This is a genomic window from Microbispora sp. NPDC004025, from assembly GCF_053604425.1.
In genome coordinates this window covers 110,869-131,298 of record NZ_JBSGHN010000008.1, presented here as the reverse complement: position 1 = coordinate 131,298, position 20,430 = coordinate 110,869, and the positions used below count along the sequence as shown (strand labels likewise).

Genomic DNA, 20,430 nt, shown 5'->3' with positions numbered 1-20,430 from the left:
CCTCGGTCCACCAGGCCTCCTGCCGTTCCGGGATTGCGGCCGGGAACGGCGGCAATCCGTCTGCTGTGCCCGCTACTTGAGCAGTAGATACGCTCCTGCGGCTACGGCGGCGGCGACAGGCGGTGTGCACAACCAAGCGATCAGAAGGTCACGGACCGTCTTCTTGTTGAGCCTGGATAGGTCATTGGCCGCGATGCCGGAGATGGCCCCTGCCGACACCTGCGTGGTCGACATAGGCAAGCCCAACATGGCACCCAGTCCGACGAGGCTCGCGGTCGTGAGGTTGGCGGTGAAACCCTCGACATGAGGAATCTTGATAACGGAGTACGCGAGCCGGTCGGCGATGCGAGAGCCCGCCACGACACCTCCGATGGCCATGGCCGCGGTGACGGCGAACAGCAGGCCGGTCGGGGTCATTCCGCCCACCAGCGCGAAGGTGCCGATAGCAACGATCTTGGGCGCGTCGTTGAGGCCCCGGGCGAAGCTCGCCAGGCCGCTTGTCGCCCAGTGAGCGATTCCGATGGCTCGCTGCGCTTTGGTCGGCTCGACCTGTGCTGTCAAGGTCGCGACCGGCGCCGCGTCGCCGTCCGGGACCGGAACCTGGATTCTTTCCTTTCTCGCCGTACGGATCGTCACGACTTTCCGGGTGATGATTCCTAATACGGCTGAGATGGCGTAGGCCACCAGGATGCTCAGCAGCAGCGGCTGCACGACCTTCCCGAGCAGTCCGTTCCACTCGACCGCGGAGCTGGCGAACAAGCTTCCTGCGCCGAGAAGCGAGCCGACCAGGGCATGGGTGGTGGAGACGGGCAACTTCAGGACGGTAGCCAAGACGACCCAGAAGATGGTTCCGATCAGCACCGCGACCGTGAAAGCCGGGGTGGGCTTGGCGGAGACGATGCCTTTGGAGAAGAGATCGGTCATCTTCGAGGCCAATGTCAACGAGACGAGGCAGCCGAGGGTGGTGGCTACGGTGCCCCATGCGATGGCCGTGCGGATTTTCGTCACGCCCGCGCCGGCGAGCGTGGCGACACCCTTCGGTACGTCGTTCGCTCCGTTGGCGGCGGCCAGTAAGAGCACGAGCACAAGTACGAGCACTTCCATGGGTATGCCTCCGGGGGTAGCGGTGCTCGTATGGGAGCGCGCGCAGCGAGAGGTAAGGCCGGGCCTGACTACACGTCCGCGGGCATCAGACCGAAAAGCAATGCCGAAACCGGCGCATCAGGCGCCGTCTTCCACAGCGTCAGCAGCCGCAGTTGCCTTCGCGGCCGTCGCACGTCCTGCCGCCGGAGTGGAACCAGCCGGCCGCCGACCAGTTGCAGCCCTGTGCCGTGAGCGACCGCGGCGAACGGTCCGCGGTACAGTGCAGCCGGCGTCGTGACTGGCGACATGCCGTCGTCGATGTCGACTCTCAAAACGGATCCGGCCGAGCCGACGGTCTGTGCGGCGATGAAACAGACCTTCCCGGCGCCGCTGCCGGGGTCGAGCACCCGCTCGCCCGGTCGTAGGTCGCTGACGGGATCTCCGCAGCAGTAATCCTTCTCCACGACATCTGTGGGAATTGCCGCAAGGTATCGCTGATCAGGGAGCACCGGACCGCCTCGGGCGCCCGCGACGCGACGCTGTAATGCTGTAGCGCTGTCGTACGGCCTGTTCGACGTTCACGCATCACCGGCCTTTGGATCGTAGATCCACTGTCCGACGGAAATAGCGTCAGGACTGTCGGAGCCATAGTCAAGACCTGTGGATGAAGATCCTGTAAACAGGTGCAACGCCGGGCTCACCAAAAGGTGCCGATCCGGTCGAGACGTACTGACGAGTCACGCACGTTAGGCCCCCCTGACATGACATACCGCATGACGTCCTGCTGCACCGCACCAGCCGACCAGTCGCCACATGACCCGAAGCCACTTCCAGTACCATCCGTACCGATATTTACAGAGATCAATGCGATTTGGTAGCGTCGATTTCCGGGAAGTTCGCCTGACTGTCGCGCCGGGAGTCCGGCCGTGATGGCATATTCCGGACAGACCAAAATGGCTGGAAACACTCGGCGATCGGCCGGAATCCGGGCGCGGCGACGACCGGACGTGTAGAGATCGACGCCCTGCTCGTCGATCGCACGCTGTGGTCCGGCGGAGATGACCGCGATGTTGTCTGGCGTAATCGCGAAAATTATCGTAATGGTCACGTAACATGAGCTGCCTACATGAATAGACAATCTTGTCAAGGCCCTTGACCATTGCGGTCGGCTCATTTTAGTGTGCACTCGTCGGCTACATCGATAGTTATCAATGTATTTCACCTGGTGCAGATGGGGGGCGCTCCGTGGGAGGAAAGGAGCGCACCGCATCCTCCACTTCAGCGCATTCGACTCTGGCGGTAGACACCCCTGCCGGCTGGCGGGGATCGTACGTCTGGGCCACGCTCATCGGCCTGGCCATCGGGGTGCTGCTCTGCGTCCTCAACGTGCTGGTCCTGTTCCGCACCGGCACGTCCTTCGGAGGGTCGGCGCTGGTGGCCGCGCTGGGGGCGGCGCTGCTCCGGGTCGCGGGGGCGCTCAGCTGGCAGGGTCTCTTCGTCGTCTTCTCCATCGCGTCCAGCGGCTACATGGCGACGGCCGCACTGGACACCGGCATCGGGGCCGTCGTCCTGCGGGCCGGCGAGCTGCCGGCCTGGGGGTTTCTGGTGGTGCTGGCGATGGCCGCGAACGCCGTGGGCATCCTCCTCGGCGGGCTCGTCGCGCGGACGCTGGTGGTCGCCGAGAGGCTGCCCTACCCGACTCTGAAGCCGGCCATCACCCTGATGGCGTCGCTCAGCAGGCCCAAGGACGGGGAGAGTGACCGGCTCGGCCGGATGCTTCCCATCGCCGCCGGGGTGGGCGCCGCGTCGGCCCTGGGGGTCGCCCTGTGGGGCCACGACGTCACGCCGGAGGTCACGGGCACCCATCTGGCGCTGGCCCTCTCGCCGTTGCTGTACGGGGTCGGATTCCTCATCGGCCCGCGCGCGTGCGCCTGGCTGGCGGCCGGTGCGGCGTACACCCTCGTCGTGTGGGCGGTCCAGGACGGCACGGCGGGCCGGTCCGTGGCGTACACCGACCATCTGTCCTATCCCTGGGTGCTCGCCGCCGGCGTCGGCCTCATCCTCGGCTACTCCCTCGCCTCGATCGCCCGGGTCCGCGGCCCGCTGGCGCGTTCCCTCCAGGGGGGCCGGCTGCTCCCGGGCCGTACGCGGTGGTTCGCCGTCGCCGTCCTCGTGGGAACCGCGCTTCTGGCGCTGATGTATCCGTCTCTTCTGCGATACCTCGGTTACGGCCTGCTCGGCGTCGTGCTGCTCGCCGTGATGACCGTGTTCCTCACCCGGGCCGGCGGCGAGATCGGGCTGGTTCCGCTGTCGCCGGCGCTGTACTTCAGCGTCGTGGCCTTCGCCGTATCCGGCGCGGACCAGACGGTGGCGTTGCTCATGGCCTCGACCATCTGTTGCGCGGCCCTGGCCGCGGTGTACTTCACCTACTCGGTGAAGGTCGCCCACGACCGCCCCGAGGGCCTGTCCGAGCCGCCCAGGCGGCTGACGGGCTGGACGCAACTGGCGGGCGGCCTGGCCGGCGCCGTGGTCGGCGTCCTGGTGATCGCGGTGCTCAGCCGCGCGGGTGTGCTCGGAGGACGTTCCTTCCCCGCCCCCGTGGCCACCGCGGTCCAGTTCGTGGACGCCACGGTCCGGGGATCGGCCGAATACCCCGCCACCGTGGCCCTCGCGCTGGCCGTTTCGGGCCCGCTGGGCCTGGGCCTGGCCTTCACCTCGGCCATGCCCACGATGATCGGCCTCGGGGTGCTGCTTCCCCCCGCCTACTCGCTGACCCTCGCCGCCGGAGGCCTTACCCAGTGGCTGCTCACCCGCCGCAACCCCGGCCGGCGCAGCGGGACCGAGATCGTCGCCTCCGGGCTGATCATCGGCGAGGGCCTGATCACCGTCGCGGTGCTCATCGTGCGGGAGGTCCTGCGGTGACCCGCCACCTGGGGCACGCGCCCCACCAACGACTCTCTCCGCCGCGTCGCGGCGGGGAGCGGGCCGGAGAGCGCGGCAGAGATCACAGTGGAGGAGGTGATACCTATGATCGCCATTTCCATGATCGAGAACGCCGCAGTGTCCGAGAAGCAGACCGACTGCTGCACCGCCATGCGCGGCCGGAAGAACCTCGACGTCGTGACCAGCATCATGGCCAACGACCCCGACGGCTGCGAGTGACCGTGGCCGACGGACCGTACGACACAGGTATCGCCTGCCGCGCCCTCCAATTCCCGGCCCACCCCTCACCCACCCCCCGGCGGCACCACGGACACCGTTTCTGGGAGACACACCATGCTTGTGAGCCCGAACACCGTCACCTTCTCGGTGGAGCTCCCCGAGGGCACCCTGGACCCGGCCTATCTCGACGAGAGCGGCAAGGTGAGCGTCCTCGCCAACGCGGTGTCCGGATCGATGGACATCGTCACCCCCGCCGAGGTCGCCGTGCTGGAACGGGTCCGCGCCGGAGACGCCGTCGATCGTGAGCTCGTGGCGGGCCTGCTGGAGCGCGGGTACGTCTGCACCGACCCGGTCGAGGAGGAGGCGCGCTACCGCGCCATCGTCGACGGCTACTTCCAGGCGATCCAGGAAGCGCCGTTCCAGTTCATGTTCATCCCGTCGTTCGTGTGCAACCTGGCGTGCCCGTACTGCTTCGAGGGCGAGCTGACCACCAAGAGCCCGCGCATGGACGAGGAGATGATCGAGGCCGCGTTCGACACCATCCCGGAGATCCAGGACCGGCACCAGAACTCCGGCCCGCCGTACATCACCCTGTTCGGCGGGGAACCGCTGCTGGACACGCCGTACCACCGCGGCGCCGTCGAGCAGATCCTGCGCGGCTCGTACGACCGCGGCTACCCGGTCACCGCCATCACCAACGGCGTGGCGCTGGACGCGTACGTGCCGATGCTGCTCGAGTACGGCTGCGAGGAGGTCCAGGTCAGCCTGGACGGCACGCCGAGGACCCATGACACCCGGCGGGTTTTCCGCAACGGCAAGCCGACGTTCGAGCTCATCGAGCGCAGCATCGACGTGGCCGCGGAGGCCGGCATCCGCGTGCTGATCCGGGTGCTCGTCGACGAGGACAGCGTGGACGACATGCCGCGCTTCGCGGAGTTCGCGCAGGCCAAGGGGTGGCTCGACCACCCGAAGATCCGCCTGTTCAACGGCTTCACCAAGGCCACCACGTTCCTGTACGTCACCCCCGACCACCCCGAGGAGAAGCGCAAGCGCATGGTCCGGGGGGATGTCAAGGCCGGGCTCCAGGAGGCCTTCTGGCGCATGGTCCAGCAGAACCCCCTGGTGGACCGCATGCTGCAGCCCGACCTGGCCCGCATCAGGTCGGCCGTCCTGGAGGGCGACCGCCTGCGGCCCAACCTCCAGGGGTGCAGCGCCGGCACGAGCGTCGTCGCCTTCGACCCCAACGGCAAGATCTACGGCTGCCCGGAGACCGTGGGCCGTCCCCAGCACGCCTGCGGGACGTTCTACCCCGAGTTCAGCTACGCGGCCGGCTATCGGGATCCGTGGCGGCACCGCCACGTGGACACCGTGCCCATGTGCCGCGACTGCAACGTGAAGTTGTTCTGCGGGGGCGGCGGCTGCCCCATCAAGGCGTGGGCGGCCAACGGCGGCGACTTCAACACCTGCTACTGCCCCAAGGTGTCCAGCATCACGACGCGTGTCGAGACCCAGTTGGCCTACCTGCTGCCCATGGCGCTGCGCCGGCAGCAGGAGCACGCGAACCGACCGGAAGGAGAAGAGGGAACGTGGGAGCAGATGACACGCGTGGGTTCGTTTCCCTGGATGAGCTGATCCGGCCGGGGACGTCGGTTGAGACGGTCGCCGAGCCGGACGCCTGCGGATGCGCCCCGGCGACCGCGGACCAGGCGGCGGGCTGCTGCGCGGCCCCGGAAGCGGCCCCGGCCGACCAGGGTCCCGTTCCCGTCGAGACGCACGTCAAGAAGCGCTACGACGCGCTGGCGGTGCAGGGCACCAGCACGCTGTGCTGCTCTCCCACGTCGGTGTACACCCCGGAGGAGCTCGCCGAGATCCCCGACTGGGTCCTGGAGCTGTCCAGCGGCTGCGGCTCGCCCATGAACGCGATCGGCCTGCGACCCGGGCAGACGGTCGTGGACTTCGGCTGCGGCGCCGGGCTGGATCTGCTGATCGCCGCGCGCCGGGTGGGTGAGACGGGCCGGGTCATCGGCGTCGACGCGTCGATGCAGATGGTCAGGACGGCCCGGCGCGCGGCCAAGGAGATGGGGCTCAAGAACATCGACGTGCGGGTCGGCGACATCCGGCGCCCGCCGGTGCGTGAGGCCAGCGTGGACGTGGTGATGAGCAACTGCGTCCTCGGCATGTTCCCCGACAAGAAGGAAGTGCTGCACGCGGTCGCGGCCGTCCTGCGCCCGGGAGGGGTGGCGGTGATCTCCGACGTCGTGTACTCCGACGACGGCCCGCCGCCGGCGGACGTGGCGGCCGGCGAGTCCGCCGGCGCGGAGGACTTCGCCCGGTGCGTGGTGGGCATGACCGAGAGCCAGTACCGGAACCTGGTGCTCGGCGCGGGCTTCGGCAGCGTGGACATGCGCAGCGACGGGCTCGTCCCCTACCGCGACGGCGCGCAGGTCACCAGTGCAATGATCTTCGCCTACCGGGACGACAGCCCCGCCCGACCGTGCTGCTGACCGGCGGCTCGCCCGCGCTCTTCCGGGACGTGGGCCTGCGGGCGGACGACTACGCCGAGGTACGTCTCGAACGCGCCAGGACCGTCGACCTGGTGTGGCGCGGCGACGGCCTGGAAAGCAGCGTGACCAGCCGTGACGAGGGGTGCTGTGCCCGTGTGATCGGCCGGTCGGGGTCGGCGTTCGCGTCGGGCACCGCCATGGACGCCGGGCCGGTGCTGCGCAGGGCCGCGCGGGACGCCGTCGAACTGGGGTGTGCGGCGGGACGTCTCGCCGCGCACCGGCCCTACCGGGACGACCGTCCCGGCGAGACCGGAGAGCTCGCGGAGACGGTCGGCCTGGCGGAGAAGGTGGAACTGCTCGGCGCCTACCACGCGGCGGCGCTGGCCGCGCATCCCGGCGTGACCGGGGCGCTCGTCTACTACCGCGAGTCGGTCGCGGACGTGGAGCTGTTCACCAGCGAGGGGACCGGCGTCTCCTACCGGCGCAGGGACCTGACGCTGCAGATCACCGTCTACGCCGACGGCGGCGCCGCGAGGACCGCAGGCTCGGTGTCGGCCGGCAGCGGCGGCGACTTCTCCGTGGTGCGGGGGCTGGCCCCGGACGTGGAGGCCGCCGTCGCGACCGCGGTGGACCTGCGCGCCGCCCCCGTCGTGGCGCCGGGGGAGTACGACGTGGTCTGCGACGGCCCGCTGGCCGGCATCTGGGCCCACGAGACGATCGGGCATCTCGCCGAGGCCGACCACCACCTCGGGGACGCGCCTCTGCAACGGTCCCTGGCCCCTGGACGCCGGCTCGGCCCGCCCATGCTGACGATCACCGACCATCCCGGACGTCCCGGTGCGCGGGGATTCGTACCGGTGGACGACGAGGGCACGGCGGGGTATCCGGTGGAGTTGCTGCGCGACGGCGTCGTCACCCGGCCCCGGCTGCACGACCGCTCCACCGCGGCGGCCTTCCGTGAGGACCCCACCGGCAACGCCAGAGCCCTGAACTTCCGCCACCCGCCGCTGCCCCGGCTGCGGACGATCGCCATCGCCCCCGGCGCCGCGTCCGAGGAGGAGATGATCGGCGGTGTGGCGCGCGGGCTGCTGGCCCGCGGCGTGCTCGGCGGGCAGACCGACCGCGCCGGATTCACCTTCCTGCCGGCGGAGTGCCGGGAGATCCGCGACGGCGAGGTCCGCGGCCGGGTCAGAGGCGTGGTGCTGTCCGGTGACGTGCTCGGCGCCTTCGCGGCCATCGACGCGATCGGCCGTGAGCAGTGGCGCGGCGACACCTCGGCGAGCTGTGGCAAGCAGGGCCAGAACGCGCTGCCGGTCAGCTCCTGGGCCCCCATGCTGCGATTGCGAGGCATACGTGTCACCTCTGGCTGACCGGCTGGAACAGGCCGGAGCGGAGGCCGCGGCCCGTGCCGACCACTGGGAGATCCTGGCCGTCGAGCGCGACGACACCGTGGTGGAGGTCGGCTCGGGCATACCCGACCTGGTCAGGTCCGCGCACGAGACGGCGCTGTGCCTGCGGGTGCACCGCCACGGCCGGGTGGGCACGGCCACCACGACCCGCCTCGACGACGTGCACGGCCTGGTCGGCGAGGCCGTACGGAACGCGGCTCACGGGCCCCCGGCGCCCCGCGACCCGGTCATCGGGAGGAACGCCGCCCCTGAGGCCGCCGAGACGGCCGCCGTGGATGAGGGAACCCGATCCGTCCGGCTTCTGGCCGAGCAGCTGGGCGCGCTGCAACGCTCGGCCGGGCTGACCGTGCACGGCACGGTGACCCGGACCGAACAGGCGGTGCACCGTGCGGCCCCGGACGGGCGGACCACGACCTCGGACCGGTTCTTCCACATCGCCGCGCTGGCGGAAGGGTCGGCCGTCCAGCTGCCCTGGACCGGCTGGACCCGGACGCCGGAGCTGCCCGCCGCGCTCGCCGCGTGGCTGGAGGCCGCGGCCGGATGGGACGGGCTGCCCGCCGCCGACGCGCCCTCCGGCGACCACGACGTGCTGCTCGCCCCATCTGCGGTGCACACCCTGCTCACCCCGCTGGTAACCGCGCTGAACGGCACCGCCGTCACCGCGGGCCGCTCGTTCGTCGCCGGGCATCTGGGCGAGCCGTTCCTGCACCCCTCGATCGGCCTGTGCGACCATCCCTCGGAGCCGGCCGCGCCGGACGACGAGGGCACCGGCGGGCTGGCCTGGCCGGGCAGCGACGACGACGGCGTGCCGTGCACGCCCCTCACGCTGGTCGAGCGGGGCGTCCCGATCCGGGCGTACCACAGCGTCCGTACGGCGGCCGTGTGCGGGACGGCGCCCACCGGGCACGGGTTCCGGGGCAACGCCCTGCGCCGTACGGTGCTCAAGCCCGCCACGCCGGTGCTCAACGGCGCGACGCTGTCCGCCGGACCGGCCGACGTCTGTTCCTTCGACGACCTGCTGGCCGGCGTCCGCGAGGGGGTGCTCGTCGAGTCGCTGATGGGTGGACACCAGCGCGCCGGCCTCTCACCGGTCGTCGAGGGCAGGCTGCGGCTCGGGTTCCTGATCAGGGACGGACGGGTGGCCGGAATCCTCCGGCAGCGTCCGATCGCCCTGGACCTGCGTGAGGTGCTCGGCCGCCGCTTCCGCGCGGTCAGCGACCGCCGGTGGGCCGTCAGCAGGATCTGGTCGGGCCGCATGCCGTTCGTACTGGCCGGCGGGACATGACGCGAGGAGCGGCCGATGTATGACGTGATCGTGGTCGGCGGCGGCGTCACCGGGGCCGCGAGCGCCGCCCTGCTCGCGCGGGAGGGTCTGCGGGTTTTGGTGTGCGACCGCACCAGGCTGCCCGCCCCGGCCGTCTCCACCCACTTCTTCGGCCCGACGACGCTGTCCTTCCTGGACAGGCTCGGCGTGCTGGACGAGGTGCTCGCCACCGGCGCGCCACCGCTGCGACGCTGGCACCTGGAGGTTGAGGGCGGGTACTACGGGGCGCCCATGCTGCCCCGCTCGCCGTACCACTACAACCTGTGCGTACGCCGGGAGACCCTCAGCGGGGTCCTGCTTCGCGCCGCGAGCCGGCACGGGGCCGAGATCAGGCAACGCAGCCCGGTGCGGTCCCTCTGCTGGGACGGTGACCATGTCATCGGGATCGAGGGCTCGGGGTGGTCGGAGAAGGCCAGGATCGTCGTGGGCGCGGACGGGCGGGGATCGCCGACCGCTCGTCACGTCGGCGCGGCCACGACCTTCGACGCCGGGGCCATGCGCTGCACGTTCCACGCCTACTGGGAGGACGTCGTCCCCCTGCCCTCGCCCGCGCTGGAGCTGTGGCACGACGACGGCCACGTGCTCCAGGTCGGCCCGTGCGACGGCGGCCGATGGGTGATCATGTTGTCGGCGCCCGTGGGAGAGTACGCGGCAATCCGGGGAGACGAGGGGTACGAGCGCCTGCTCCGCTCGATCCCCGCCATGGCGGACCGATTGCGTGCGGCGCGGCGGGTCTCACCCGTGTACGCGTCGAAGAGCCTGCGGAACTTCCACCGCGAGCCGGCGGGGCCGGGCTGGCGGCTGGCGGGCGACGCCTACTGCCACAAGGACCCGCTGTTCGGGGCGGGCATCACCGACGCCTGCGCGGCGGCGGAGGCACTCGCCGCCACCGTGCCCCTCGCGGTGGACGGCGACACTCCGCAGGCCCGGGAGAGCTACGCGACCAGCCTGGACGAGCGCGTCGGGCGCAAGGTCCGCGCGGGTCTCGCCGGGCTGCGCATCGACCCGCCGGAGCCCGGCCAGCTCGCCTGGATCCGCGGCGTGCTGGCCCATCCCGGGCTGGCGCTGGAGCTGATGCGCCGCTGCTCGGAGCTGTTCGCCGGGCTCCCCGAGGACCGGCGTGACTTCTGGCAGCGGGTCGCCGACGGCGCCTCGGAGGTGCTCGGCCTGCCCCCGGCGGCCTCTGTGGACCCATCGTGACCACCGTCCCCGGCTACCTGGCCGGTCACGTTGAGAACCTCGCGGCGCTGCAGGCCCGGGTCGCCCATGCCCGCTGGCTGGCCGCGACGGGACAGGGCGAGGACCACCCGGCGCTGCCGGAGGGCGGCCTCACCTGGCTGACCGACGGCGGGCTCGTCCTCATGGCACTGGAGCACGGTGACCTGCACTACGCCGGCGAACTGGTCCTCTGGTACTTCCGCGTCCGGTTGACGGAGGCGACCGCGCGGCTACGGCTGCTCCAGCGCACCGTCACCGCTGAGGCCGGCGGCAGGACGCTCACCCACGGTGAACTGATCGCCCTCTCGCGGACCGTCACCGACGACCGGCGGCGCGCCGAGGTCCGGGCCGCCCTGGCGGACGTCGGGGAGCGGCTGCGCGAGGGCCGGCGGCGCTGGCTCGACGCGTACTCCGAGGCGCGGGCCGAGCTGGGGTTCCCGACACACGCCGCGCTGGTGCGGGCGCTGCACCCGGAGGTGGACCGGTTCGTGGCCCACGCCCGGAACTGGCTGGACGCCACGCGGGCCGAGTTCCTCAAGCGATGGGACGACTGGCGGGCACGCGACGCGATTTCCACCCCGTCCATGGGGGACGCCCGCCTGGTCGCCGCACGCGCCGTCCTGCCCGAGGGCGCCGGCGGCGCCCTCGAGAGCGTCCGCTCCACCGTGCGCGAGTGGGGTTTCGGCGGATGCCTGGAACGCATCCTCGTCGATGACGTCGCACGGCCCGGCAAGTCGGGCACGGCGTTCTGCTCGCCGGTCGCGCCGCCGGTCGACGTGCGGGTGTCCGTCACGCCGGGCGCGGCGCTGGGGCACCACGCCACGCTTCTGCACGAGTTCGGGCACGCGCTGCACTTCACCGCGGGCACCCGACACCCCGCCGATCTGTGGCGCACGCACCCGGCGCTGACCGAGGCGTTCGGCTTCACCCTGGAACGGGTCGTCCGGCGGCCGGACTGGCAGCGGCGCCACCTTGGCGTCACGGTTGAGGCCGAGGCCGTGGAGCGCCTGACCTTCGCGCGTGACCACGTCCGGCGCCTGGTGGCCACCAGTCTCTGCTACGAGATGGCCGTGCACGACGGCTGCCCGGACCCGGCCGCCGAGTACGTGCGCTCGTACGAGCGGGAGTTCGGTGTCGCGGTGGACCGAGGGGCCGCGTGGGATCGGATGCAGACGTACCTGGAGGGCAAGCCCTGCTACCCGTTGGTGTATCACCAGGCGTTCATGCTGCGCGAGACGCTGTGGGACCACCTGGCCGACCGGGCGGGGGAGCGGTGGTACGCGGGCCCGGACGCCGGGCCGGCCATGCTGGAGGTCTTCGGGAGGTTCGCCGCGGGCGACAGCGCGGAGGAATGGCTGTCACCCGGCGGCGTCCCGCTCGGACAGGTCCACTGCGAGGGCGAGTTCGGCCCTGGCCGCACCGGTCAGCCTGACGACCCGGTCATCGGAGGGCAGGTGGTCGATCACTCTCAGCGTGCGCCGTGAGACCGACCAAGAGGGGAACATCCGGACGGCGATCGTACGCGCCGGTTCCCGGTCTCCCACGGCGGTCAGCAGAGGTGGGACATCCTGCGCGTAGCGCCGCGCGAACGGCGCGAGCAGGTGATGGTGCGCGGGGTGGGCGAAGCCGTCGGCCAGCGCGCGGACCTGCGCGACGCTCCCGCTGCGCAGTATGGTCGTCCACGCCCACTCCTTGGCCTCAGCGGTGGGCACCGACGCCCTGAGCCGCTCGGCGAGCCGTTCTGTCACGGCGGTGCAGGCGCCGGTCACGTCCTCCAGGGCCTCCCCATGCGCGACCAGGGACCGGGCGAGCCCGCCGCGTAACGCGTCGTCTACGTCGATAGGGGCCGATCCGTGGAACCACTTCCGCATCGTGCCGGCCTGGACAGCCGTCAGTGCCGCGTCCGCGATGGCCCGCGCCGCCGCCAGCCTCTGGTCCGCGTCGCCGTCCGGGGTGTTGACGACGTCCAGCAGGCGGTCCACGTACGACGGCCAGCCGTGGGCACGGGCCCAGCCCTGCTCGGTGTAGGCCGTCAGCACGGTGGCGACCCGGACGAGGAGCCGCTGGAACACGCCGATCTGCGTCTCCGCCGTCAGGCCGCCGAGGACCATCGTCAGGAACCGCCGCGGCGGCAGCTCCCCGTGCCGGACCATGTCCCACGCCGCCGTCCAGCAAAGCGAGCGGGTCATGGGATCGGCCAGCCGGCCGATCCGGTGGACGACCTCCTCGGTGGAGCGCGGGTCCAGCACGATCCGGCAGTACGTCAGGTCGCCGTCGTTGGGCAGCACCAGCGCGCCGGACCGGGCGCCGACGAGCGCCTCGACGCTCGTGCGGGGGCCGTCGGCGTCGAGTTCGTGCCTGCGCACACGGACCAGATCGCCGTGGCGGTCCTCCGCGTAGACGCCCACCGCGAGACGGTGCGGCCTCGCCACTCCGTCCTGGAGCAGGTCGAAACGCGTGAAGCACCCGGCCTCGTCGACGTCGAAGTCGGCCCGCACCTCGGTGAGCCCGGCCGCCAGCAGCCAGGCGTCCGCCCAGGCGGTCAGGTCCCGGCCGCCCGCCTTCTCCAGGGCGCCGAACATCTCGGCCCGGCCGGCGGTGCCGTAGGAATGGTCCGCGAAGTAGCGCCGCATGCCCTCCAGGAACCCGCCGAGCCCCAGGCGGGCCACCAGCTGGCGCAGCACGCTCGCGCCCTTGTGGTACGTCAGGGCGTCGAAGGCCGACCCGGCGGCGTCCACGTCGGGGACGCCGGTCACGACCGGGTGGGTCGAGGCCGACTGGTCCAGGAGGTACGCGTGCGCCTTCTTGCCGGCGGCGAAGTCGGCCCAGGCGTCGACGTCGTCCGTGAGCCGGGTCAGCGCGTGGACGCCGGCCCAGGTGGCGAACGCCTCGCTCAGCCACAGGTCGTCCCACCAGCGCAGCGTGACGAGATCGCCGAACCACTGGTGGGAGATCTCGTGAAAGATCATCTCGTCCCGGCGGCGGTGCGCGTACCGGGTGACCGCGCGGTCGAAGACGAACGTCTCCGCGGCGAACACGCAGGCGGCGTTCTCCATGGCCCCGAAGTTGAACTCGGGCACGAAGCACAGGTCGAGCTTCCGGAACGGATAGGGCGTCGCGAACGCCTCGGCGAAGAACGCCACCCCCTTCCTGAGCCGCTCCAGCAGCACGGCCGGGTCGAGGTGCGCCGCCAGGGAACGGCGGGAGTGCACCCCCAGGGGCACGGCGCCCGGTCGGTCCGCCGTCCACGACGCCCACGGGCCGGCCGCCACGGCCACCACGTACGTGCTGATCGGCGGGGTCGGTGCGAACCTGTGGACGCCCGTCCCGGGCCGGTCGTCGAGCGGGGCGTTGGACAACACGGTCCACCCGTCCGGAGCGGTCACGGTGATTGCGAAGGGTGCCTTGAGGTCGGGCTGATCGAAGCAGGCGAACACCCGGGGGGCGTGGCCGGGCTGCAGGTGGCTGTACACGTACACCTGCTGATCGGCCGGGTCCGTGTACTGGTGCAGGCCCTCGCCACTGGTGGAGAAGTCGTAGTCCGCATCCACGGCCAGTTCGTTGACGGCCGCCAGATCGGGCAGGCGGATCCGTCCCGCGCCGTCGTACTCGACCGGCCGCCCGTTGAGCACGGCGGACCGGACCCGCCGGGGCAGCGCGTCCGCCCAGCTGGAAGCGCCTGGCCGGGCGCAGGTGAAGCGAATCGTGCTCCTGGACCGGAACACCGGCTCCCCGGTCCGGCTCAAATCGACGTGAATGTTGTACGACCGCACACGCAGCAGAGCGCCACGCTCCGTCGCCTCGGCGTGGGTCAGCGGGGGACGCAGTATGACGAAACCTCCTGCGCGGAAGGGTTGTCTAGACTCGTGGGTGATGCGGCCGGGTGATCCACGCCCGGGGCGCTTAGGGAGAGGACCTGATCGCCATGGCCGAGCACGACGAGCCCGTGCTGCTGCCGCATGAAGACCTTCCCGCGGTCGAACCCGGTGTGTCGCGCCCGGCGCGGGTGACGGAGCCGCTGACGCGGGAGCAGAGCATCGCGCTTGCCGCGGGCTTCAAGGCGCTCGGCGACCCCGTACGGCTGAGGCTGCTCTCCCTCGTCGCCTCTCACCTCGACGGCGAGGCGTGCGTGTGCGACCTCGTCGGGGCGTTCGACCTCACCCAGCCGACCATCAGCCATCACCTCAGGGTTCTCCGGGACGCCGGGCTCGTCACGTCGACTCGTCGGGGCACCTGGGTCTACTACCGGGTCGTGCCCGAGGCGCTCACCGCACTGACGGGCATCATCGCCCTGCCTTCCGTCGCCGCGAGATAGGCGATCCGGCAGGCGGTCAGGTGCCGATGTCGTCATTGCGGAAATGATGCGCGATTAATTTCGCACACACAATAGATTTTTTAAGAGTATAGCGTCTGTATTGATCGTCATCAATACCCCTTTTTCGGTGCGGCCTCGCAGCATTGTTAATCATTTGTTTCCTGGCATCAAGAATCTTGACCTCGTGGAACAGAGGCTGTTAGCTGGCTGCGGATGGCGGATCACCGACACCCCCACGACTTCCTGTGACGCGAATACTCACTCGTGCCGTGCCATGCGGCGATATCTGTACGGAGCACCGTTACCAGAAGTGAGGCGAACGCCGGTTGATCACCTTCATGACCTTGAGTGGTTTTCTCGGGGCGGGGAAGACCACCACTCTCGTCGCGGTCGCGAAACATCTCCAGTCGCAGGGGCACAGGGTCGCGGTCATCACCAACGACCAGGGCACCGAACTGGTGGACACCCAACTCGCCAAGTCGGCGATCGCGGAGGCCGGCGAGGTCACGGGCGGATGTTTCTGCTGCCGGTTCGAAGACCTGCTGACCGTCGCGCAGCGCCTGGTCGACGGCCACCAGGTGGACACACTGCTTGCCGAAGCGGTGGGCAGTTGCACCGATTTGCAGGCCACCGTCATCCGGCCGCTCAGCGCTCACTACGGTGAACGTTTCACGCCCGCCCCCCTCCTGGTTGTCGTCGAACCGGAAAGGCTTGACGCGCTCCGTACGTCGTTGCCGCTGGACGACACGGAGTCGGACATGTCCTACCTGTTCGGCAAGCAGTTACAGGAAGCCGACGTGATCGCGCTCAACAAGATCGACCTGATCGGCGCGGCGAAGGCCGCCGCCGTCATCGCGGACCTGCGCGAGCGGTACCCCACCGCCACCGTGCTCGGCTACTCGGCGAAAACCGGGGAGGGGCTGGAACAACTGGTGTCCCTGTGGCTGGGCTCGGAGCCCGCGGGCCGCGGCCTCGATATCGATTACGACCGCTACGCCAACGCCGAGGCCGCGCTGGCATGGCTGAACCTCAGCCTGGACGTGACGGCGGCGAAGGGCTTCGACCCGGACACCTGGGCCCGCAAGTTGCTGGAGCACCTGTCCGCGACCGCCGCCCGCTACGGCTGGATGATCGGCCATGTGAAGGTCAGCCTCGAGTCCGCCGCCGGTGACCTTAGCAAGGTGAGCGTGACCGCCGGCGGCGCCGAGCCGACCGTGGACGCCGTCGCGGGGAGGTCGTTCACCGAGGCGGTGGCACGGATCAACGCCCGCGTCGCATGCGAGCCCGAAGAACTCGACGCCGCAGTGGCCGAGGCGGTGGAAGAGGTGTCCGCCGCCACCGGCACGTCGGCCGTACAGAGCGCCGGCGTCCCTTCGTTCAAGCCCGGCTACCCGCGTCCCACCTACCGGATCCCCGCCGCGGCAGGATGAGGTGAAGCGGGGAGCGGCCTGGGCTCGCCGCCGCACCCGTCCGGCGCGTGAAGGAGGCCGCCGTGGCTCACGATGAGATCGTCGACCGCTACTCCAAGTTCGCCAGGACCGCGATGACCGGCCAGTCCGGCCACGACTCCGCCTCGTTCGGCGAGGGCTGCGTCGGCGCCGCCGGTTACGACGACACGGCCGCCCTGCTCGACGGCGCCCTGCGCGCCAGCCTGGGCTGCGGCAACCCCGTCGCCGTCGCCGACCTGCACGAGGGCGACGTCGTGCTCGACCTCGGCTCCGGCGGCGGAATCGACGTCCTGCTGTCCGCCCGCCGCGTCGGCCCCACCGGCAGGGTCTACGGGCTGGACGCCAGCCCCGACATGCTGAGCCTCGCCCGTGACAACGCCGCACAGGCCGGCGTGACCAACACCGAGTTCCTGTACGGCACCATCGAGCACATCCCGATGCCCGGCCGTACGGTCGACGTGGTCATCTCCAACTGCGTCATCAACCTGTCCGACGACAAGGCCGCCACCCTGGCTGAGGCGTTCCGCGTCCTGCGCCCCGGCGGCCGCTTCGGCGTCAGCGACGTCGTCACCGAGGACACCATCCCCGACCAGGACCTGCGCCGCCGCACCGAGACCCGCATCGGCTGCACGGCCGGTTCCCTGACCGTCGGCGAGTATCGCACCCTGCTCCTGGAGGCCGGCTTCACCGGCATCACCATCACCCCCACCGCCGACCACGGCGACGGCGTCCACTCGGCCATCGTGAAGGCCGCCAAGCCGCCCGTCGCTCCCGGCTTCGAGATCCGCCCGATGCGGGCCGAGGACGCCGGCCAGGTTCTGAGCGTCTACCAGCTCGGCCTCGACACCGGCCACGCGAGCTTCGAGACCACCGCCCCGGCCTGGGAGACGTTCAGTTCCGCCCGCCTCGGCCATTTGCGGTACGTCGTCGCCGACACCCGTACGGGACAGGTGGTCGCCTGGGTGGCCGCCTCCCGTGTCTCCGCCCGTCCCGTCTACGCGGGCGTCGTCGAACACAGCATCTACGTTCACCCTGGTTACGGTTTCCGGGGCCTGGGTCGTGCCCTTCTGAACGCCTTCGTCACCGCCAGCGAGGACGCCGGCGTCTGGACCATCCAATCCGGCGTGTTCCCCGAGAACACGGCCAGCCTGGCCCTGCACCAGGCGGCCGGCTTCCGTGTCCTCGGCACCCGCGAACGCATCGGCCGCCATCACGGCGTCTGGCGCGACGTCCTCATGATCGAACGCCGCAGCCCCGCCGTCTGACGTCACCGGTGGCGCGCCATGATCGCTACCTGATGCGGTGGAGCCCGGTGCCCAGGGCGAGGAAGCCGGCGAGGGCGGACACGGCGGCTAGCAGGGTGAACAGTTGCGGGTAGCCGCCCAGGGGTGGGGCGAGAGCGGCCCCGGCGAAGGGAGCCAAAGCTGCGGCGATGGTGGCGGGGGCGGCCAGCAGGCCGGACAGGCGGCCGTAGTGGGTGGTGCCCCAGCGGTCGGGGACGGCGGTGGCCTGGAGCAGGGTGAGGTTGCCGCGCACCATGCCTGCGGCGACGGCGATCGCGGTGAGTAGCGCGACGGGTCCGGGGATGATGGCCAGGGCAGCGGTGGTGGCGCCACCGGCCGCCATCAGCGCGGCGGTGCGGAGCCTCACGTCGGTGCGGCGGGCGAGAGCGGCGTACAGGGTGCGGCCGAGGGTCTGGCCGGCGCCGCCTAGGCCGAGTGCCCAGGCGGCCGCCGTGGTAGAGGCGCCACGAGTGGTGAGAAGGGGAACCAGCGCGATGACGACGGCGTACATCGCGAAGGCGGAGGCGGTAAGCGCGGCAGCCAGCAGGAGGAACGGCCTGCTTCTGGCCACATTCACCAGCGCATCGCCAGGTCCATGTGCAGGCTGACCGGACGGTGGCGATGGGGCGAGGGGCCAGGGGGCTCTCAGCGCGAGGGCGTGGGCCGGGATGGTGACGACGGCCAGGATCGCGGCGAGCACCGCGTAGGTGGTGCGCCAGGACAGGTGCTCGGCGAGGGCGGCGGTCAGGGGGGCGAAGACGGTGGAGGCCAGCCCGCCGGCGAGGGTCACGATGGTGAGCGCGCGAACGCGGTCGGGTCCCCACCAGCGGGTCACGGCGGCGAACGCCGGCTGGTAGAAGGTGGCCGCCATGGCGATCCCGGCGAGCAGCCAGGCCGCGGTGAAGGCGGGCAGGGTGGGCGCGTAGGCGGCGGCCAGCACGCTGAGCGTCGCCAGGATGGACCCGACGGTCATCACCGCCCGTGGGCCGCGGGCGTCCAGGATGCGGCCAACGGGGATGCCGGCGAGCGCGGAGACGAGCAGGGCGGCGGAGAAGGCCGCGGTGGTGGCGGCAGCGGACCAGCCGGTGTCGGCGGTGATGGCCGGGTTGAGCACGGGGAAGGCGTAGTAGACCACGCCCCAGCTGGTCACCTGGGTGAGGCACAGGGCAGGCAGGACGGCGCGCGGCCGCGGCCGGTCGTCATCTCCGGTCGCGGCCGCGCTGGTGCGGAGGTCAGTCACCGCGGTCAGCAGCCGCCGGTGGAGGCGGGAGCGCCGATGCCGATCTGCAGGGTGGCCGGGGCGGCGCAGCAGCCGCCGGACGAGGAAGCCGCGTTCTCGGGCTGGTCGAACAGGCCGGAGCCGCCGCACACCCCGGTCTCGGGCAGGACCAGCTCGACGCGTTCGGCGGCCTCGCGGTCGCCGGCCAGGGCGGCGGCGATGGACCGGGTCTGCTCATAGCCGGTCATGGCCAGGAATGTCGGGGCGCGGCCGTAGGACTTCATGCCGACCAGGTAGATGCCATGCTCGGGGTGGGACAGCTCGCCCACGCCGTGGGGGTAGACGGTGCCGCAGGAATGTACGTTGGGGTCGATCAGCGGCGCCAGCGCGAGCGGGGCCTGAAGGCGCTCGTCCAGGCCGAGGCGCACCTCGGACAGGAACGACAGGTCCGGGCGGAAGCCGGTCAGCACGATGACCTCATCGATCGGCTCGGTGCGGCGGCCGTCATCGGCGACGAGGACCAGGCGGTCGCCGTCCCGCTGCACGGCGGCGGCGCGGAAGCCGGTGACCGCCGTGGTGTGTCCCGCCTCGACAGCGGCCTTGGCGGCGAGCCCGAGGGCGCCGCGGGCGGGAAGCTGGTCCGCCTCGCCGCCGCCGAAGGTGCCTGCGCCGATGCCCCGCCGCAGAATCCAGACTGCGTGCGTGCCCGGCTCCTGCTCCACCAGGTCGGCAAGGGCCGCCAGCGCGGTGAAGGCCGAGGCCCCGGAGCCGACCACCGCGGTGCGCCGCCCCGCGTACCGGGCGCGTACGGCCGGGTCCCGCAGGTCGGGGACGCGGTAGGAGATGCGATCGGTCGCGCTCTTCTCGCCGAGCGCGGGCAGACCGTCGCCGCCGAGCGGGTTGGGGGTGGTCCAGGTGCCGGAGGCGTCGATGACCGCGCGGGCGCTGATGCGCTCTTCGCGGCCGTCGGCGGCGCGTACGTGCACGGTGAAGGGCTGCTCGTCGCGGCCGGAGTCCACCACCCGGTCTCGTCCGGCCTTGGCCGCGCCGGTGACTGTGGTGTTGTAGCGGACCTTGTCGCCGAGGGCGTCGGCGAGCGGCTGAAGATACTGCTCGGCCCAGTCTCCGCCGGTCGGGTACGTCGCCGCGTCCGGGCGGACCCAGCCGGTCGGGGCGAGCAGCTTTTCAGCGGCCGGGTCGACGACCTCGCCCCAGGTGGAGAACAGCCGCACGTGTGACCACTCCCGGACGGCGGACCCGGCCGCAGGGCCGGCCTCCAGCACCAGCGGGTCGAGTCCGCGTTCGATCAAGTGGGCGGCGGCGGCAAGGCCGATAGGACCGGCTCCGATCACGACGACGGGCAGTTCGGCGGCGGGCGTGGTCACGGTGTCTCCTCTGATTCGACATTCGTCTATAAGTTGCGCGGCCAGCATGGCATCTGTTTCGATAACCGTCAACATAGACA

The 20,430-nt window shown here is 71.1% G+C and carries 16 protein-coding genes and 1 pseudogene; 11 read left to right on the top strand and 6 right to left on the bottom strand.

All coding sequences use genetic code 11. The features are described from left to right. Window positions 1-72: 72 nt before the first annotated feature. From ACWEQG_RS21320 to ACWEQG_RS21310, 3 genes are all read right to left on the bottom strand, one after another. Window positions 73-1,104 carry an inorganic phosphate transporter gene (locus tag ACWEQG_RS21320; protein WP_452287004.1) on the bottom strand — a complete coding sequence of 344 codons (1,032 nt, stop codon included), beginning with the start codon at window positions 1,102-1,104 and terminating at the stop codon, window positions 73-75. 68 nt (window positions 1,105-1,172) lie between these two features. Then, the gene (locus ACWEQG_RS21315) at window positions 1,173-1,547 is read right to left on the bottom strand and encodes a hypothetical protein (RefSeq protein WP_452287002.1); all 375 of its coding nucleotides are present in this window, start codon (window positions 1,545-1,547) and stop codon (window positions 1,173-1,175) included. A gap of 233 nt (window positions 1,548-1,780) precedes the next feature. Next, on the bottom strand, window positions 1,781-2,191 hold the full coding sequence (locus tag ACWEQG_RS21310; RefSeq protein WP_452287000.1) for a hypothetical protein: 411 nt from the start codon (window positions 2,189-2,191) through the stop codon (window positions 1,781-1,783). A gap of 137 nt (window positions 2,192-2,328) precedes the next feature. Between ACWEQG_RS21310 and ACWEQG_RS21305 the strand changes: the two genes are divergently transcribed. From ACWEQG_RS21305 to ACWEQG_RS21270, 8 genes are all read left to right on the top strand, one after another. Then, window positions 2,329-4,005 carry an OPT/YSL family transporter gene (locus ACWEQG_RS21305; RefSeq protein WP_452286998.1) on the top strand — a complete coding sequence of 559 codons (1,677 nt, stop codon included), beginning with the start codon at window positions 2,329-2,331 and terminating at the stop codon, window positions 4,003-4,005. Between the two features lie 105 nt (window positions 4,006-4,110). Then, a complete protein-coding gene (locus ACWEQG_RS21300) occupies window positions 4,111-4,245 on the top strand; it encodes a hypothetical protein (RefSeq protein ID WP_452286996.1) in 135 nt (44 codons plus the stop codon). 114 nt (window positions 4,246-4,359) lie between these two features. Beyond that, on the top strand, window positions 4,360-5,877 hold the full coding sequence (locus ACWEQG_RS21295) for a radical SAM protein (RefSeq protein ID WP_452286994.1): 1,518 nt from the start codon (window positions 4,360-4,362) through the stop codon (window positions 5,875-5,877). Beyond that, on the top strand, window positions 5,832-6,749 hold the full coding sequence (locus tag ACWEQG_RS21290; protein WP_452286992.1) for a methyltransferase domain-containing protein: 918 nt from the start codon (window positions 5,832-5,834) through the stop codon (window positions 6,747-6,749). Before ACWEQG_RS21295 ends, ACWEQG_RS21290 begins: the two co-directional genes overlap by 46 nt. After that, window positions 6,740-8,119 (top strand): TldD/PmbA family protein, encoded by a 1,380-nt coding sequence (locus ACWEQG_RS21285; protein WP_452286990.1) that lies wholly within the window; start codon window positions 6,740-6,742, stop codon window positions 8,117-8,119. Before ACWEQG_RS21290 ends, ACWEQG_RS21285 begins: the two co-directional genes overlap by 10 nt. Beyond that, a complete protein-coding gene (locus ACWEQG_RS21280) occupies window positions 8,103-9,443 on the top strand; it encodes a metallopeptidase TldD-related protein (protein ID WP_452286988.1) in 1,341 nt (446 codons plus the stop codon). Before ACWEQG_RS21285 ends, ACWEQG_RS21280 begins: the two co-directional genes overlap by 17 nt. A gap of 15 nt (window positions 9,444-9,458) precedes the next feature. Then, entirely contained in the window at window positions 9,459-10,682 is a 1,224-nt protein-coding gene (locus tag ACWEQG_RS21275) for an NAD(P)/FAD-dependent oxidoreductase (RefSeq protein ID WP_452286986.1), read from the top strand. Further along, on the top strand, window positions 10,679-12,184 hold the full coding sequence (locus ACWEQG_RS21270) for a hypothetical protein (RefSeq protein WP_452286984.1): 1,506 nt from the start codon (window positions 10,679-10,681) through the stop codon (window positions 12,182-12,184). The genes ACWEQG_RS21275 and ACWEQG_RS21270 overlap by 4 nt, the downstream gene beginning before the upstream one ends. A gap of 18 nt (window positions 12,185-12,202) precedes the next feature. On the opposite strand, the pseudogene pepN reads toward ACWEQG_RS21270, so the two are convergent. Beyond that, window positions 12,203-14,473: pseudogene (gene pepN / locus ACWEQG_RS21265) on the bottom strand (aminopeptidase N); the annotation flags it as partial. Window positions 14,474-14,625: 152 nt separating this feature from the next. On the opposite strand from pepN, the gene ACWEQG_RS21260 reads away from it, so the two are divergent. The 3 genes from ACWEQG_RS21260 (at window position 14,626) to ACWEQG_RS21250 (ending at window position 17,728) form a co-directional block, all read left to right on the top strand. Next, window positions 14,626-15,015, top strand: coding sequence for an ArsR/SmtB family transcription factor (locus tag ACWEQG_RS21260; protein ID WP_452286983.1), 390 nt, complete (start codon window positions 14,626-14,628; stop codon window positions 15,013-15,015). A 326-nt stretch (window positions 15,016-15,341) separates the two neighbouring features. After that, a complete protein-coding gene (locus ACWEQG_RS21255) occupies window positions 15,342-16,445 on the top strand; it encodes a GTP-binding protein (protein ID WP_452286981.1) in 1,104 nt (367 codons plus the stop codon). Between the two features lie 62 nt (window positions 16,446-16,507). Then, a complete protein-coding gene (locus ACWEQG_RS21250) occupies window positions 16,508-17,728 on the top strand; it encodes a GNAT family N-acetyltransferase (protein WP_452286978.1) in 1,221 nt (406 codons plus the stop codon). Between the two features lie 25 nt (window positions 17,729-17,753). Here ACWEQG_RS21250 and ACWEQG_RS21245 read toward each other — a convergent pair whose 3' ends face one another. Together ACWEQG_RS21245 and ACWEQG_RS21240 are read right to left on the bottom strand one after the other, a co-directional pair. Beyond that, on the bottom strand, window positions 17,754-18,986 hold the full coding sequence (locus ACWEQG_RS21245) for an MFS transporter (RefSeq protein WP_452286976.1): 1,233 nt from the start codon (window positions 18,984-18,986) through the stop codon (window positions 17,754-17,756). Window positions 18,987-18,991: 5 nt separating this feature from the next. Continuing rightward, window positions 18,992-20,398, bottom strand: a complete 1,407-nt coding sequence (locus ACWEQG_RS21240; protein ID WP_452287277.1) for an FAD-dependent oxidoreductase — start codon at window positions 20,396-20,398, stop codon at window positions 18,992-18,994. Window positions 20,399-20,430 lie beyond the last annotated feature (32 nt).